Annotated in this window: 23 protein-coding genes and 1 pseudogene; 20 read left to right on the top strand and 4 right to left on the bottom strand. The window is 24.5% G+C overall.

Annotated elements, in window-relative coordinates:
• Nucleotides 1-52: 52 nt before the first annotated feature.
• The 11 genes from I5Q57_RS05950 to I5Q57_RS05900 all read left to right on the top strand — a co-directional run bounded on the left by I5Q57_RS05950 (nucleotide 53) and on the right by I5Q57_RS05900 (nucleotide 4,949).
• A complete protein-coding gene (locus I5Q57_RS05950) occupies nucleotides 53-190 on the top strand; it encodes a helix-turn-helix domain-containing protein (protein ID WP_215825672.1) in 138 nt (45 codons plus the stop codon).
• 181 nt (nucleotides 191-371) lie between these two features.
• Nucleotides 372-656: an IS3 family transposase gene (locus tag I5Q57_RS05945; RefSeq protein ID WP_215825671.1), complete on the top strand. Its 285-nt coding sequence runs from the start codon at nucleotides 372-374 to the stop codon at nucleotides 654-656.
• A gap of 364 nt (nucleotides 657-1,020) precedes the next feature.
• Nucleotides 1,021-1,344, top strand: coding sequence for a hypothetical protein (locus I5Q57_RS05940; protein ID WP_215825670.1), 324 nt, complete (start codon nucleotides 1,021-1,023; stop codon nucleotides 1,342-1,344).
• A gap of 2 nt (nucleotides 1,345-1,346) precedes the next feature.
• Entirely contained in the window at nucleotides 1,347-1,568 is a 222-nt protein-coding gene (locus I5Q57_RS05935) for a hypothetical protein (protein WP_215825669.1), read from the top strand.
• A gap of 164 nt (nucleotides 1,569-1,732) precedes the next feature.
• On the top strand, nucleotides 1,733-1,963 hold the full coding sequence (locus I5Q57_RS05930; protein WP_215825668.1) for a hypothetical protein: 231 nt from the start codon (nucleotides 1,733-1,735) through the stop codon (nucleotides 1,961-1,963).
• A gap of 165 nt (nucleotides 1,964-2,128) precedes the next feature.
• Nucleotides 2,129-2,371 carry a hypothetical protein gene (locus tag I5Q57_RS05925; RefSeq protein WP_215825667.1) on the top strand — a complete coding sequence of 81 codons (243 nt, stop codon included), beginning with the start codon at nucleotides 2,129-2,131 and terminating at the stop codon, nucleotides 2,369-2,371.
• Between the two features lie 24 nt (nucleotides 2,372-2,395).
• The gene (locus I5Q57_RS05920; RefSeq protein WP_215825666.1) at nucleotides 2,396-3,382 is read left to right on the top strand and encodes a hypothetical protein; all 987 of its coding nucleotides are present in this window, start codon (nucleotides 2,396-2,398) and stop codon (nucleotides 3,380-3,382) included.
• Between the two features lie 3 nt (nucleotides 3,383-3,385).
• Nucleotides 3,386-3,748, top strand: coding sequence for a hypothetical protein (locus I5Q57_RS05915; protein WP_215825665.1), 363 nt, complete (start codon nucleotides 3,386-3,388; stop codon nucleotides 3,746-3,748).
• A 23-nt stretch (nucleotides 3,749-3,771) separates the two neighbouring features.
• A complete protein-coding gene (locus I5Q57_RS05910) occupies nucleotides 3,772-3,990 on the top strand; it encodes a hypothetical protein (RefSeq protein ID WP_215825664.1) in 219 nt (72 codons plus the stop codon).
• Nucleotides 3,991-4,164 (top strand): hypothetical protein, encoded by a 174-nt coding sequence (locus I5Q57_RS05905; protein WP_215825663.1) that lies wholly within the window; start codon nucleotides 3,991-3,993, stop codon nucleotides 4,162-4,164.
• Between the two features lie 269 nt (nucleotides 4,165-4,433).
• A complete protein-coding gene (locus I5Q57_RS05900) occupies nucleotides 4,434-4,949 on the top strand; it encodes a hypothetical protein (protein ID WP_215825662.1) in 516 nt (171 codons plus the stop codon).
• 538 nt (nucleotides 4,950-5,487) lie between these two features.
• Here I5Q57_RS05900 and I5Q57_RS05895 read toward each other — a convergent pair.
• The 3 genes from I5Q57_RS05895 to I5Q57_RS09715 all read right to left on the bottom strand — a co-directional run bounded on the left by I5Q57_RS05895 (nucleotide 5,488) and on the right by I5Q57_RS09715 (nucleotide 7,157).
• Nucleotides 5,488-5,658, bottom strand: coding sequence for a hypothetical protein (locus tag I5Q57_RS05895; protein ID WP_215825661.1), 171 nt, complete (start codon nucleotides 5,656-5,658; stop codon nucleotides 5,488-5,490).
• Nucleotides 5,659-5,842: 184 nt separating this feature from the next.
• Nucleotides 5,843-6,829 (bottom strand): hypothetical protein, encoded by a 987-nt coding sequence (locus I5Q57_RS05890; RefSeq protein WP_215825660.1) that lies wholly within the window; start codon nucleotides 6,827-6,829, stop codon nucleotides 5,843-5,845.
• Nucleotides 6,830-7,028: 199 nt separating this feature from the next.
• Nucleotides 7,029-7,157, bottom strand: a complete 129-nt coding sequence (locus I5Q57_RS09715) for a hypothetical protein (protein WP_256444880.1) — start codon at nucleotides 7,155-7,157, stop codon at nucleotides 7,029-7,031.
• 386 nt (nucleotides 7,158-7,543) lie between these two features.
• Between I5Q57_RS09715 and I5Q57_RS05885 the strand changes: the two genes are divergently transcribed.
• From I5Q57_RS05885 to I5Q57_RS05850, 9 genes are all read left to right on the top strand, one after another.
• A complete protein-coding gene (locus tag I5Q57_RS05885) occupies nucleotides 7,544-7,960 on the top strand; it encodes a UPF0236 family transposase-like protein (RefSeq protein WP_215825659.1) in 417 nt (138 codons plus the stop codon).
• Nucleotides 7,961-8,248: 288 nt separating this feature from the next.
• Nucleotides 8,249-8,506 (top strand): UPF0236 family transposase-like protein, encoded by a 258-nt coding sequence (locus tag I5Q57_RS05880; RefSeq protein ID WP_215825658.1) that lies wholly within the window; start codon nucleotides 8,249-8,251, stop codon nucleotides 8,504-8,506.
• A gap of 800 nt (nucleotides 8,507-9,306) precedes the next feature.
• Nucleotides 9,307-10,587 (top strand): DEAD/DEAH box helicase, encoded by a 1,281-nt coding sequence (locus I5Q57_RS05875; RefSeq protein ID WP_215825657.1) that lies wholly within the window; start codon nucleotides 9,307-9,309, stop codon nucleotides 10,585-10,587.
• 392 nt (nucleotides 10,588-10,979) lie between these two features.
• The gene (locus tag I5Q57_RS09710; RefSeq protein WP_256444879.1) at nucleotides 10,980-11,114 is read left to right on the top strand and encodes a hypothetical protein; all 135 of its coding nucleotides are present in this window, start codon (nucleotides 10,980-10,982) and stop codon (nucleotides 11,112-11,114) included.
• Nucleotides 11,093-11,350 (top strand): TIM barrel protein, encoded by a 258-nt coding sequence (locus I5Q57_RS05870; protein WP_215825656.1) that lies wholly within the window; start codon nucleotides 11,093-11,095, stop codon nucleotides 11,348-11,350. Before I5Q57_RS09710 ends, I5Q57_RS05870 begins: the two co-directional genes overlap by 22 nt.
• Entirely contained in the window at nucleotides 11,340-11,756 is a 417-nt protein-coding gene (locus I5Q57_RS05865) for a deoxyribonuclease IV (RefSeq protein WP_215825655.1), read from the top strand. The genes I5Q57_RS05870 and I5Q57_RS05865 overlap by 11 nt, the downstream gene beginning before the upstream one ends.
• An 18-nt stretch (nucleotides 11,757-11,774) precedes the next feature.
• Complete coding sequence (locus I5Q57_RS05860) at nucleotides 11,775-12,029, top strand: hypothetical protein (protein ID WP_215825654.1); 255 nt, start codon at nucleotides 11,775-11,777, stop codon at nucleotides 12,027-12,029.
• A 44-nt stretch (nucleotides 12,030-12,073) separates the two neighbouring features.
• On the top strand, nucleotides 12,074-12,829 hold the full coding sequence (locus tag I5Q57_RS05855; protein ID WP_215825653.1) for a GTPase: 756 nt from the start codon (nucleotides 12,074-12,076) through the stop codon (nucleotides 12,827-12,829).
• 15 nt (nucleotides 12,830-12,844) lie between these two features.
• Complete coding sequence (locus tag I5Q57_RS05850) at nucleotides 12,845-13,933, top strand: nicotinate-nucleotide adenylyltransferase (RefSeq protein WP_215825652.1); 1,089 nt, start codon at nucleotides 12,845-12,847, stop codon at nucleotides 13,931-13,933.
• Nucleotides 13,934-13,955: 22 nt separating this feature from the next.
• On the opposite strand, the pseudogene I5Q57_RS05845 reads toward I5Q57_RS05850, so the two are convergent.
• Nucleotides 13,956-14,270, bottom strand: a pseudogene (locus I5Q57_RS05845) (IS3 family transposase); the annotation flags it as partial.
• Between the last annotated feature and the right edge of the window lie 95 nt (nucleotides 14,271-14,365).

Genomic DNA, 14,365 nt, shown 5'->3' with positions numbered 1-14,365 from the left:
TTATGTGGACTTTCAAATAAAATAAAATTATTAAGAAAGTAGGAAGATAAAAATGAGGAAAAACTCGTATTCAAATGAATTTAAAAAACAAATTGTCATGCTTTATCAAAACGGAAAAAGCATTGTTGAAATTATTAAAGAATACGGAATTTCAAAATCAGCCGTATATTCAGTGAATTGAAAATTTTAATAATTTTGGGTAATTTAAAGTGCAAGATAATCGCACTGTCGAAAAAAATGAATTAATTTACTTGCGAAAAGAAAACCGACAATTACGAATGGAAAATGACATTTTAAAGCAAGCAGCACTGATAATTGGCAAAAAATAGGAATTAATTAACAATAATAAAGAAAAATATTCCGTGCTAAAAATGTGTCAAATATTAAAAATAGCAAAATCAACATATTATTATCAAACTAATAATTGTGTTAAGTACGATATTAATAATTATGAAGAAGAAGTTATCAGTGCATTTAATAAAAGTCGTAAAATTTATGGTGCTCGTAAAATTAAAGCTGTTTTAATGAGAAAAGATATGATCTTATCACGTCGAAAAATCAGATTCCTTATGATCAAAAATAATTTGGTTTCTAAATACACCAAATTAAAATATCGTAATCATAAAACAATGGTTAATAATGTTGGTATGTATTAAAACACGATAAATTGTGGGTGGTCGCCATAACCAAAAGAAGTTTACCAGTTAATAGATAACACCCTATTAGCTATAGCAATTTGTTTCGTTTTGCAATAAAAAAATGAATGGGTGGATTTCCTAAAAATATACACGCTATTAAATTAGTTCCAAGGGCAGGATGCGGATGTTAAAGTGTAGAAATTTCTATATAGGGGATATGCTAAGTTTAAAATTATTAAAATTTTTATCTAATTAAAAAACAAAATTTACTAACAAAGCTTGTTAAACACTTAAATCTGCGATATATAAGTGTTTAAAAAACTAAGTTAACTAACAACTTAGTTAATATAACTTAGTTTATTTATAAGAAAGGTAGTTTACTATGAAAAACATTGAAAACATTTTCTTAAATAATAAAAAATATCTCTTAAAAGAAACACAAAACGCAATTTTTATTAAAGCCCCAAAAATTCCGTGATTTAATGAACAAATCGGCATTTGGTTTGCAAAGCGATTTGTTTATAAAGGACAATATGAGAATTCAATTTGCATTGGAATAATTAAAGATAGTGAGTATCAAGTAATCTCAATTAATCAAAAAGAAAATGAAATCAAATTAATTAAGGGGCAAGAATTATTCGGCTTCTTCATTGCCAAAAAAAACAACAAAAAAGATATAAATTATAACTATTTTAAAGGAGCTTAAAAATGAATATCGCGATTGGACTAATATTTATAATTATCAGCATAATGCTATCGGCATATTTTGCTTATAAAATTTATGCCAAAATAAAAATGCGAATTAAATATAAAAATGCCATTAAAAATAATTCTGGTAATTTTACAAAAGACGGAAAAGTATTTATTGCTCGCTTTGAAGAATGAATTAAAGCTCCTAATTCAAAAAACAATAGCGCTGGTAAAAAGTAATGTTTTGAGAAATTATCACGGAATTCTTAGAGCTGTTTATTCCGATAGAAAAAATGCCTGCACAAGTTGCGTTTATTGCCGGATTAATTATTATCATTAATTTTCTTTTCACACTAATTTCAATTATGTATTTACCAATAAAAATGATTTTTGGGAGATAAAAAATGACAATAAACTTAAAAGAATTTAATTGAGAACAAATTAAACAAACTTTCTGAGATTTATTTATTCAAATTACAACTATTCCGGCTCACATTACTGGTGGTAAAGAAATTAAATTAACCGAAGCACCACTTTGACTTTTAATAGCAAACATTGCTTTTTGATTCTTAACAGCGATTATGGTGTGATTTATTTTAATGCTACTTTGAAAAACCATATCAGTATTTAGATAGAGGCAAAATTAATGTCAAGAAGTTAAATCGTGATGCATTCCCAAAGAAATTCAAAATTAATTAGGAAAAAATACAATCGCGTTAAGGTTAATCGTGGTTTTAACAAATTTAAGAAAAACTTTGAATATAAATGATGAATGTTTTAAAAAGAAAGGGGGTGATTATATGATTGGAACTTTCTTAACAGAAGCACCAGCAGTAACAAAGATAACAGCTAGTGACGCAATGACTAAATTATGAAATGCGATTATAACAGCGTTTGCTAAAATGTGGGAAATTATTGCTGTTAATATGCCACAAGTCGGTAGCTTCTTTGCTGATTACTGAATATTCATTTTTCCATTTATTTTGGCAATATTCTTTATTTGCTTTAAAATGTTTGAAAAATTACTTGGAGCGGTCCGCTAACAAAAAAATAAAGTGAGGCGCAAGATGAAATTTTGCAAATGAATAATAGAAAAAAATAACCATTTTATTGAATTGAATCGCACCTCATTTTTAATTTTATGACATTGCGGAGCAATTTGATATATTTACAACGGTTATTTTAAGAACATTGTAAGCTATTTATTTTTAGCAGGTTGTATTTTAATTTTTATTTTTAAAATCGGTAATTTAACACAAATTAACAAAGTTATTAACTTCTTAAAAAACTCACCATTAAATATTGTTATTGGTTCATTAGGAACTGGAAAAACCGCTTTTCTAGTATACGCATCAAAATTACTAAAAAAGAAAAAATATCATATCGCATCAACATTTCCATTACTAGAAACCCAAAAATTAAGTTTAGGGCATATGGGATTGTTAGACTTTGATTATCCAGTATTGCCAGACAAAACCTTACTTTTGTGAGATGAAACCAACTTATTTTTAGAAGGAACTGATTGAGAAAAAAATAATACCAAAAATGAAGAAACTGGTATTCAAGAGTATTTTGCTCTGGCGCGCCATTTTGGTCATATTGTGATTGCTAGCGGTCAAAGAGATAAACATATTTTAGTTAAAGTTCGTGATATTGCTAATAATGTGATTGTGGGAATTCGTAAAAAACCAGTTAATATTTTTCGTCCCTACTTAAAAGTCATCTATGGCACCTTTACGAGCATTGAAGAATATGAACGCTGACGAAACACCTTAATTGATGCTAAAAATAGTAAAAAAGGTCGTCACATTAAATATCGTGATATTCCTGAACTTGATATTTATTTTTTTAAACTAAAAATTCCTCTACCAATACTTAACACCCACAATTCTCTTTACTTAGCATTTTTAAGAGATTACTTAAATTCAAAAGTAACTCCCGACTATAAAGATAAATACTATGCCGACATAGCAATTGATTTAGAAGATTTGGAATACTTAAAAATGGATAAATTTAGCAAATTTTTAAGAAAAATGAAAGAAAAGGAACAATAAAAAATGGAAAATCTCGCAAAAATGGCCGACTTTCTCGCCCAAATGCTTTATAAAGTCTTTGACTTAATTTGAAGTTTAGAAGTACCAGGAAAAAAAATTCAACTAATATTTCCTTTATTCTTAACGCAGGCTGTAGAATTTCTTATGGCAATTATTCTTGGATTATTGGCTGGTAGTCATTTTGAAACTTTAACAAACTATATTAGCAAAGGCCTTACCAATTTTCAAAAATTTATTACTAGTAATTTAACAATTTTAGAACTATTTAAACCAATGGCACGAACATTTTCGCAACACCCAATTTTTACCATTCTTGGCATTACTTGTGTACTTATTGCCTTATTTATTGTGATTAAAGGACGATAAAAAAATATGAAAGGAGAATTAAAATGAAAAAGATTTTAATAAAATTATTTAAAAAAGATAATTCAAAAGAAAAAATGCCATTAAAATTAAGGATTAAAAATTATTTTAAAAAACAGTTGTTAAAAGTATCATTAAGTATTATTTTCATCTTTATAAGTTTATTAACTTGTGCATTAACAGTAATCGATACTAAATGAATAACCGGAACAAGTGCTGAATTTAATGATTTTATGAATAAATAGATGGTTGATTTCTTTGTCAAGTTCAATAGTGGTATTATGCTCGCAGGAATATTTGTTTTTTGATGAGGCAGGGCAATATATTTTGCAATTAAATTTGAAAAATTAATCCGCTTTATTATTCAAAAAATTAAAGCAAAAAGAGCTTTGAAAAATGAAATGAAACAAATTAATTAATTCTTTAAAAAAATATTGATGGAGAATTGTATCTTACATTTTTATGATTAATATCTTTTTCATTTCATTTTTAAAATTGGAAATTAATGATTTGAAATTATTATATGAAAAATTTGAAGCATTAATTTCACTTATGATACTAGGGTATTTAGATATATATGTGCATGACAATAGCTGTAATTATAAATTGTGGTATTGAATGACTTATTAAAAAAATCAAAACTAAAAAAACAATGAAAAATAAAATATTTTAAAAAGGAGTGATAAAAATGTTTATGAAAATATTTACCGTATTAATTATTAGTTTCAATAACATTTTTACCATTCCTCAAAACATTAACAACGAGAAAACGGCAGTGCAACCAGTTAGAAATAAAAGAGAAACTCAATATAAAAAATATGACTTAAAATTTTCAGAAATAAATAACAGTTATTTACAATCATTGTATAAAAAAGGCGATGACCCAGTATATATTAATATTGACTCAGTAAAAGAGCAATTACCTTTGGAAATAAAAAATTATGGAGAAAATACCAGAGGGTTTGCTGTCTTTACCAATGAAACGGTATTTAAAGAAATTAAAGAAATTTATAATTATAAAAAAGAAAACAGCACCCCAGAAGAAAGAGAATTTTTTGATAAAGATTTTCAAAAAACAAATATTGAATATTTTTATACTGCTAAAAAAATTAAAGATGTAAAAATAACAATACAAGAATATAGTTATCCCGGTTCAAACAAATTTCATATTAAAAAATTTAATACAAAAAAAGACAACAATTAATTCATTATTTAATTAATAAAAATATATAAAATGTTAAGATTTCTTTATAAGAAAGATGGTTTTTCATTATGACAATACCCTTAAATAACTAAACAACTTTTTCATTTTTTCTATTTTAACAAAATAAGAAACCAGTAATTTTAATTAATTACTGGTTTGAATATTTTTCTTGTTTTTATAAGAAATTTAAACTTGTTGTGCTTGTTTCAATTAAAGTTATTATTCTAAATAGCTAATATCGTTTTTATAAAACCTTATACTATAGTAGTAACTGTATTTGTTCTCACCGGCCCTTCTCTTTATGATGAAAAAAATGCTTCACCGTTAAATGTTATTTTATCATTGTTTTTATCTATAGTAATTTCATTGGGTAATAAACTATATTTTTTTAAAATTTGCATTACTTCTGTAATTGATAATGTAACTATTTGTTCTTTATTGTTATCATCAATTATTTTGGCAGTAATATTTCCTGTAATTTTTTGTTTTAAATTTAATATAATTTCAGATTGAATTATTATTACTGGATAAGTAATTTTTAATTTTTCATTCGGGTTAAGTTCAAATTTATCAGCGGGTTCCTTTTAAAAATACTTAAAATCATTTCTTGTTCTTGTTTATTTGTGTTTGATAAATCAAATTCATTTGATAATACATTAATGATTTCAGAATTTTTATTATTTATATTTGTAAAATCTGTTAATTTCATTTCATCATCATAATTTATGTTTCAACCATTTAATTTATTTTCTTGTTTTGTTTTAGTTAATCCTGTTGTAATTTGAAATACTAATTTTGATTTTGAATTATATTCACAAGCAGGTACATTAAATGATCTTGTATTTGGATTTTTATTGGCAATTTCTCTATCGGAACATACATTTTTAGGAACATTAGATCATGAAAATGAATTTTCTTTTTTTTGTTATTTCAATATCTGAAAAATTTAAATTATTAGTATCAACATAATTTGTTTCTTTAAATATTAAATTTGGATTTTCATCTCGAAATTTAAAAAATGATGCTTTTTTAATTAATTCATTTAAATTAATAGCATTAATTTCTTCTTTATTTTTAATTTTATAATTAACAGTAACTTCACCAAAATATTTACCATTGTCTTTTATTTTAATTGTAACTGATGTCTCTGTTTTATTAATAATTTCTAACTGTGATATATCTAAATCAGGATTTAAATAATTTAATTCATTTAAAATAATTTCATCATTAATAATGTTATTAAACCTTAAATTATTTATTTGAATAATATTTAAAAGCATTTTATTTTTAGTTATTGCAAATACATTACCACTTTTTTGTTCAATTATAATAATTCAATCTGCTCCCATAAAATAAAGGCCATCGTTTGTTGCAAAATAAAGACTATTAGCTATGGTTGTACCAACAGTATTTGAAAAAATAGCAATATGATTAACTGATATTGTTATTTCATTAATTTGTCTAACATTAAAATTATCTTTATTAATAAAATAAGATTTTCCTGTTTTAGTTATTGCGAATGCATTACCACTTTTTTGTTCAATTATAATAGAACTAACTGCTTCATTTATACCATTTATTTTATGTGGTTTTCATGAATTATCATCATGCATAAAATAAAGGCCATCATCTGTTGCGAAATAAAGACTATTAGCTTTTACGCTATCAGAAATATCATTTTGATAAACAGATATAGAATTAATAAATCCTGATATTTCAATAATTTTTCTAGCACCATAATCACCAGGTGTATTACTAATAAAATAAGATTTTCCTGTTTTAGTTATTGCAAATGCATTACCACTTATTGGTGAAATTGTAAAAAAAATAACTGCTTCATTTATACCATTTATTTTTTGGACTCTTCAATCTGCTCCCATAAAATAAAGGCCATCGTTTGTTGCAAAATAAAGACTATTAGCTACGGTTGTACCAACAGTATTTGAAAAAATAGCAATATGATTAAATGATCTTGTTATTTCATTAATTTGTCTAACATTAAAATTATCTTTATTAATAAAATAAGAATTTATTAAATTTAAATTATTAATATTTCTTTTAAATTTACTTATTTTTTTATTATTCTCAAGTTCTTGTTTTTAAATAACTGATTTCACTTTTTTCTGAAGTTGGAGCGTTTCCGACAATTCCTAACATTCCGCTTCCGGCCATTGTTATTGTGCTTAATAAACTAAGTAATTTTTTCATATTAATCAAATTCCTTTCATGAATTTTTACTAATTAATAAATTTTTATAGATCACCCAACTATTTCTTAAATTTTTACAATTTAATTAATACAAATTAATTATAAATCATCAAATAAGAATTTCTATCATTTTTTCAAAAGACTTGGTACATAACTATAACATTTTAGCCTACTAAACTATAAAATTCATTTTTATCTTTGTATTTATCTAACATTTGTACTTCACCTAGGAAATAATATTATCAAAATAGTAGATAAAATTAAAGGTTATATACCAAATCTAAAATATTAAATACTACTTCTAGAAAAATATTTACCTTTAAAAAAGAAAAATAAACTAACAAAATTTAACTTTGTTAAAATTACTACCAGGAAAGGCGATTTTTATGTTAGAAATTAATAATAATTTAAAAAACGCTGAAAATAAGCATTGATTTAGTTTATTTACAACCCATAAAAATATGTACACCAATAAATGTAAACAATTAGCTAACGAATATGAGAAATTAGATGAATACTTATATAAATATCATTATCGGTTAAAACAAGGTTATAAAGTAGTTCATTTTGCTTTAAGAACAATTATTACAATTTTTGGTAATGTTACTTTTAAACGACGCCGATATAAATATTGAAATCAAAAATCAGGTAAATTTGAATATGTATGTTTACTAGATAAAGAAATTGGTTTATTGCCCAAACAACGCATTTATTTTGATGTCCAATTTAAAGTTTTAAGTCTTCTGGGTGGCGGCAAACGCTATCGCGATGTTTTAGATGCTCTAAATCATTGTTATATTTAAAAAGGTAGTATTTCAAATATTTTAAATAAATACGATATTGCCGAATATTTTCAACTAGCAGAAAAAGAAACTAAAACTAGAATTAATGTCAAAAATAAGGATTTATATATTCAACTAGATGAGACCTTTTTAGCGACATTAGATCATAAAGTTAAACAAGACCAAAGAATTCATTTAGTTACTTTTCATACCGGACATAAAGAAAAAAAATACAAAAATGCTCGTAGAGAATTAGAAAACAAACGAGGTCATTTTCTAATTTTAAAAGTTGGCAAACGAATAAATACGATGGATTATCGTGATTTATTAATTAAGGAATTACAAAAAAATTATGTAAATATTAATTATGACAAAATAATTATTTGTGGCGATGGTGATACTTGAATTAGAGGAATTACCAATAGTTTTGATAATGTTAGATATATTTTAGATGGTTATCATGCTATTAAAAAATTAAAACAAGCTGCATTTAATATTATTTTTGAAAATCGTAAAGTAACACTAAATAGTTGAATTAAATTATATAAGGATGGAAATCGTCAATAATTAATCAAAAACATTCGTAATATTGCTAAAAATGAATTAAATAAAGATATTAAAATAAATTTAAGAAAGGCGAGTAATTATTTCAGTAATAATAAACATGGTATTCATCATCAAAATTTAGAATAAAATATCGGTTGTAGCATTAAAAGTGATGTATCGCGTTTGGTAAAACAACAATTAGGGTGTGAAGCAAAAATATATAATCATAATAATTTAAATAATCTATTACATTTAAGAATGGCAAATTTAAACAAATTAAATGTATTACATTATATTAATGAAAATATTAATTAAGAAATAGAAATCAGAAAAGAAATATATAAAACTTCATTATGAAATAAATATAATAAGAAAAATGATGATAGTTGAATTAATAAAGGTATTATTGTATATACGAATAAATATAGAAAACATAAATTTAGATAATTAGTGAAAATTTAATAATAATTAATAATTTTTATTGTGTAAAAATTCAATAATATGATAAAATCATAACGAATAAAATGACAATAACAAGAAAGGCAGGGTTAGTTTAGTAATTAAATAATATAATTAGCTGATTGTTTTACTTCTTCAAAGCAATAACTAAGAAAACTAAACGCAACCCTTTTTAAAAACCCTCTTGTGTTTGTCATAAGTCTGTGGTATATTACATAGTTAATTAGTTTATAAAAATATATTGTGATTTCCTAATGAACGATAGGTAGAGTAAATTCTCTGCGCTTTTATTTTGTGTTATAATTACTTTTGATTTGAAAAAAAATAATAGTTTTTATTAAAACTATTTAGAGGCGGTAATAATGAGATTTCAAGATATTGGTTTAAGTAATGAAGTGTTAGCAACAATTGATTCATTAAAATTTGTTGCTCCAACAAATATTCAAAAGAAGATGTTGCCTTTAATGGTTAAGGGGCGAAATGTTATTGTTAGTGCCAATACAGGAACCGGAAAAACTGTTGGTTATTTATTAGCAGTTTTAAGTAAAATTAATCCAACAATTAACAAGACGCAAGCGATTATAATCGTACCAACAAGAGAGTTAGCGATACAAATATATAATGTTATTCAAAAATTTATTAAAAGTAATCCTAATTTGAAAATTGCTAATTTAATTGGTGGTCAAGATTTAGAGCAACAAAAGCAAAAGTTTAATACTAATTATCCGCATTTAGTTATTGGAACACCAACAAGATTAAAGCGAATGATTGATGAACAAGCGTTAGCTTTAACTACTAGTAAGATGGTTGTTTTGGATGAAGTAGATATGGTTTTTGATTTAGATTTTGTTAATGAAGTAGATTTTTTATTATCGAAACTTGCTTCAAATACACAATTTATGGTATTTTCAGCAACTATTAATAATGAATTACAAAATTTTTTAAAGAAATATTTAAAAAATACGACAATTTTTAATTTAAGTGATTATAAAATTCAAACAAATATTGAACATTTTTTAGTTAAAACCCGATATCGTAATCGGATTGAAATTTTGAAAAATCTTTTAACAACAGTTGATCCATTTTTATGTTTAATTTTTGTTAATAAAAAAGAAGATATGGACCAAGTTCTTGATTTGTTACAAGAACAAAATATTAAAGTCGGACAAATTCATAGTAGTTTAAAATCGCGTGAACGCATTAAAATGCTAAAACGAATTAATAATCTTGAATTTAAATTTGTTGTTTGCTCCGATATTGCTTCAAGAGGTATTGATTTACCTGGAGTTTCACATGTTATTTCATTAAATTTACCGTATGATTTAACATATTATTTTCATCGCGCAGGAAGAACAGGTAGAGGAAAATATCATGGATATTCTTATTTATTTTATGATTCGTCAGATGAAGAGGGGATCGCATATTTAACTAAAAAGGGAATTAATTTTACATTATGAAATGAAAAAATTAAGAAACCAGCAAAGAAGGTTATTAAAAATATTCCCCAAGCGTCATTAAATGATTTACAAAAAGTTATCTCCAAGTATCATTCTCAACCAATTAAACCAGGTTATAAAAAACAAAGAAAAGAAGAAGTTAAAAAAGTTATTCAAAAATATCGTAAGAAAAGTTTTAAGAAGTAAGGTTATTCGCTCTTAGGACACATAAAGTTTTGTTAGGTAGGGAAGGGTTTAAATAATTTTGAAAGAAAAACAACTAAAAATTGATTACCTTTTTATTTGAAAAATAAGTAATAAAACAAAATATTTAATATTAATAAACATAATCTTAATAAAAGGTTATAAAACCTAAGTAAAGTGCTTATAAAACCAACATTAAAATAATTTTTTACAACAAAAATCTACATAAGAAATATATACTTAATTTGCATATTGAAATAATTTATAGTAAATGATTATTTTTTCTTTTTTTAAAAATACCTAAGAAAACTAAACGCGACCTACTTTATGTAAGATAAGAAAATAATTTATAGTATAATTTGCATATAACTTAAAATATAAAGGTGATTATGTTGATGAAAAATAAATTAATATTAGGTTGTCGTGTATCAATGAAAAATCCTGATTATCCAGCAGGAGCATTAAATGAGGCTATTAGTTATCGAACTAATGCCGTGATGTTTTTTATATGGGAGCGCCTCAAAATATAAGAAAAAAACCCTTAGACCAGTTAAAAATTGATGAATTTAAACGAGGATTAGAAAACCATGATTTAGATATTAATAATGTTATTATTCATGCACCCTATATTATTAATTTAGCTAATAATATTAATCCTAATACTTATCTGCTAGCTAAGGAGTTTTTAAAAACAGAAATCAATCGTTCTTTAGCAATTGGTGCTAAATATATCGTATTGCATCCCGGAAGTGGTGTTGGAACCTAATCAAAATATTAAAATTGCTTCAGAAACAATGTCAGGTAAAGGTAGTGAATTAGGAATTAACTTTTTGCAATTACAAACAATTATTCGGGGTGTTAAATATTCATATTTAGTTGGTGTTTGTCGGGATACTTGTCATTTGAATGATGCGGGTTATGATTTAGTTAATAATTTAGAACAAGTTATTGAAGAATTTGATAAGATAATTGGTTTGGATAAATTATTTGTTATTCATCTTAATGATTTTAAAAATATTAAAGGTTCCCATAAAGACCACCACGAGAATATTGGTTATGGTAATTTAGGGTTTGATAGTTTGTGTAGTATTCTTTATCATCCTAAATTTGCTAATATAATTAAAATTTTAGAAACTCCTTGAAATAATTCTGAACCTTTAATAATTTTTTAAATCGTTAAAATGATCGCGATGATATGTTATGGGTGTGGTTCAGAATTACAATCTAATAATAATTTACAAGCTGGTTACATTGCAAAACTTCAAAATAATTCTCATTTTTATTGTTGGTGATGTTTTCGGATTAAACATTATAATGAATTAGTAAATGTTAATAATGTTAATTATAATTATGATGATTTATTTATGAAGATTAAAAATAATGATGGGGTAGTTTTTTATGTTATTAACATAATGGACTTTTTTGGCAGTATCATTATCAATTAAAGAATTTAAGATTCTATCTAATAATTAATAAAATTGATACCATAATGCAATATATTGCTTTTAATAAACTTAAAGATTGAGTTAGAAAACAAATAACATTAATTGGACTAGAACCAATTGATATTATTCTTATTAGTAATACAAAAAATTATTTTATTGATGAATTTGTTGAATTTTTAAAAAAACAGCAAACTGATATTTATTGAATTGGAAAAACTAATGTTGGTAAAAGTTCATTAATTAATAAGATATTATCATTACAACAACAGTTTCCTCGTAAATTACCATTAATAAGTTATTTTCCTAATACAACAATGAATCTAATTGCTATTGCTTATCGTGACTACTTATATTTTTGTGATACTCCAGGATTTGCTAATAGCAATGAATTAAATTATTATTTAAATAGTAATGCTTATCGTAATTTAAATTTTGAATCAAAAATTAAAAGTAAAACTTATCAATTGGAATATGGACAAATAATAACTATTGTGGGATTATTTCAATTTTCATTTATTGAAGGGTTAGCAACATCATTTCATTTTTATGGTTCTAATAAATTAGTTTTACATCGTAGTAAGATTGAAAATTGTTCGTGAATTTGAAAGCAACAAATTTTACTTTTAAAACCAAATACTAAAATGGTTGAACATCAAATTAAAATTTCTAAAGATGATGAAGAAAAAATTGGCATTCAAATTTATGATTATAGATGAATTTCATTTAAAGCTCGAAAGCAAAAATTGAGGTTGCTATTACCAGAAAATTGTGATTATCAAATTATTAAACCAATAGTATAATCAGAAAGGAATAAGATGAAAATTATTATTTTTGGCGGGAGTTTTGATCCTATTCATAACCAACATAAAGAAATTATGCTTCAAGCTTATGAACAATTAAAAGCTGATATGCTTTTAATTGTTCCTGCATATTGTTCACCTTTAAAAAAACGACAATTAACTAATTCTCTTCATCGGATTAAAATGATTAATCTTGTCATTAGTAAATATCCTTGAATGAAGTTAGAAACTTGTGAGGCAGATCGTCAAGGCATTTCCTATACGATTGATACGGTAATATCTTTACAAGAAAAATATGGTTTTAATCATCAATATTATATTATTGTTGGTTCTGATCAAGCTAATAATTTGCATCGCTGACATAATATTGCGATTTTAAAAACTAAAGTTATTTTTGTTATTGCTCAAAGAGCAGAATATCTTTTAAATGAAAAGATATTACAATCATATAATAAAGTTATTTTACAACCACTTTTTGCTAATATTAGTTCAACTAAAATTCGCCAAGGAATGATAACAACAATTGATTCTAAAGTTTTAGCATATATTAATGATAATTTACTTTATATTGCTGATCGTTTGTTATTACATATGGATAAAACTCGTTATCTTCATTGTTTAAATGTAGGAGCAGTGGCAAAACAATTAGCGGGTCATTATCAAGTTAATTGTTTAAAAGCCGAAATAGCAGGCGTTTATCACGATATAACCAAACAATGAGAAGATGCTCAACATCAGCAATATTTACAACAGTATTTACCACAATTTTTAAGTGAACCCATACCAACTTGACATTCAAAAACAGGAGGATTATATTTAGAACATCATTTAGGTTTTAATGATAAAGAGATTTTATTAGCAATTAGTAATCATACTACTGCTGCTGTTACAATGAGTAATTTAGATAAAATTATTTTTATTGCTGATAAAATTTCTTTTGAAAGAAATTATCCTCATATTGATAATTTACGAAAATTAGCATTTACTAATCTTGATGAAGCTTTTAAAAAAATTTTTTATTATCATTATTTAGAAGTAGTTAATAAAAATGGTATTGATAATATTGGTCAAGAAATTGAAAAAGTTTATAAAAAATTTTTTTAAATTATGATAGCTAATTATATAATTATGGTGTGGCGACCCTTTTTTGGGCACTTTTTATGTAGACTGTCATTTTTCTAAATTCAACAGGCGTTAAATAATTTAAACTGCCATGTATTCTAAGATTATTGTATCAATTAACAAAATCAAATAATTCGCATTTTAATTGTGTTAAATTTTCAAATTTTTTACCCTTGATAAATTCCGTTTTAAAAGTTTTGTAAGTTGTTTCAACCACAGCATTGTCATAAGGACAACCCTTCGCACTCAATGATCTTTTAATATTAAAGGTTATTAAAATTTCATCAATGATTTTATTTTTAAACTCATTACCACGACCATTAAATAAAATAACTTTTTAATTTTGTAGAAAACTCTTGATATTTATGAATATACTTAATTTTAGGTATATTTTTAATATGATAGAGGTGGACA

Source organism: Spiroplasma endosymbiont of 'Nebria riversi' (genome assembly GCF_018831625.1).
Classification (GTDB): Bacteria; Bacillota_I; Bacilli_A; order Mycoplasmatales; family Nriv7; genus Nriv7.
Note: the sequence above shows the minus strand (reverse complement) of the source record. Positions and strands in the feature narration are given on the sequence as shown.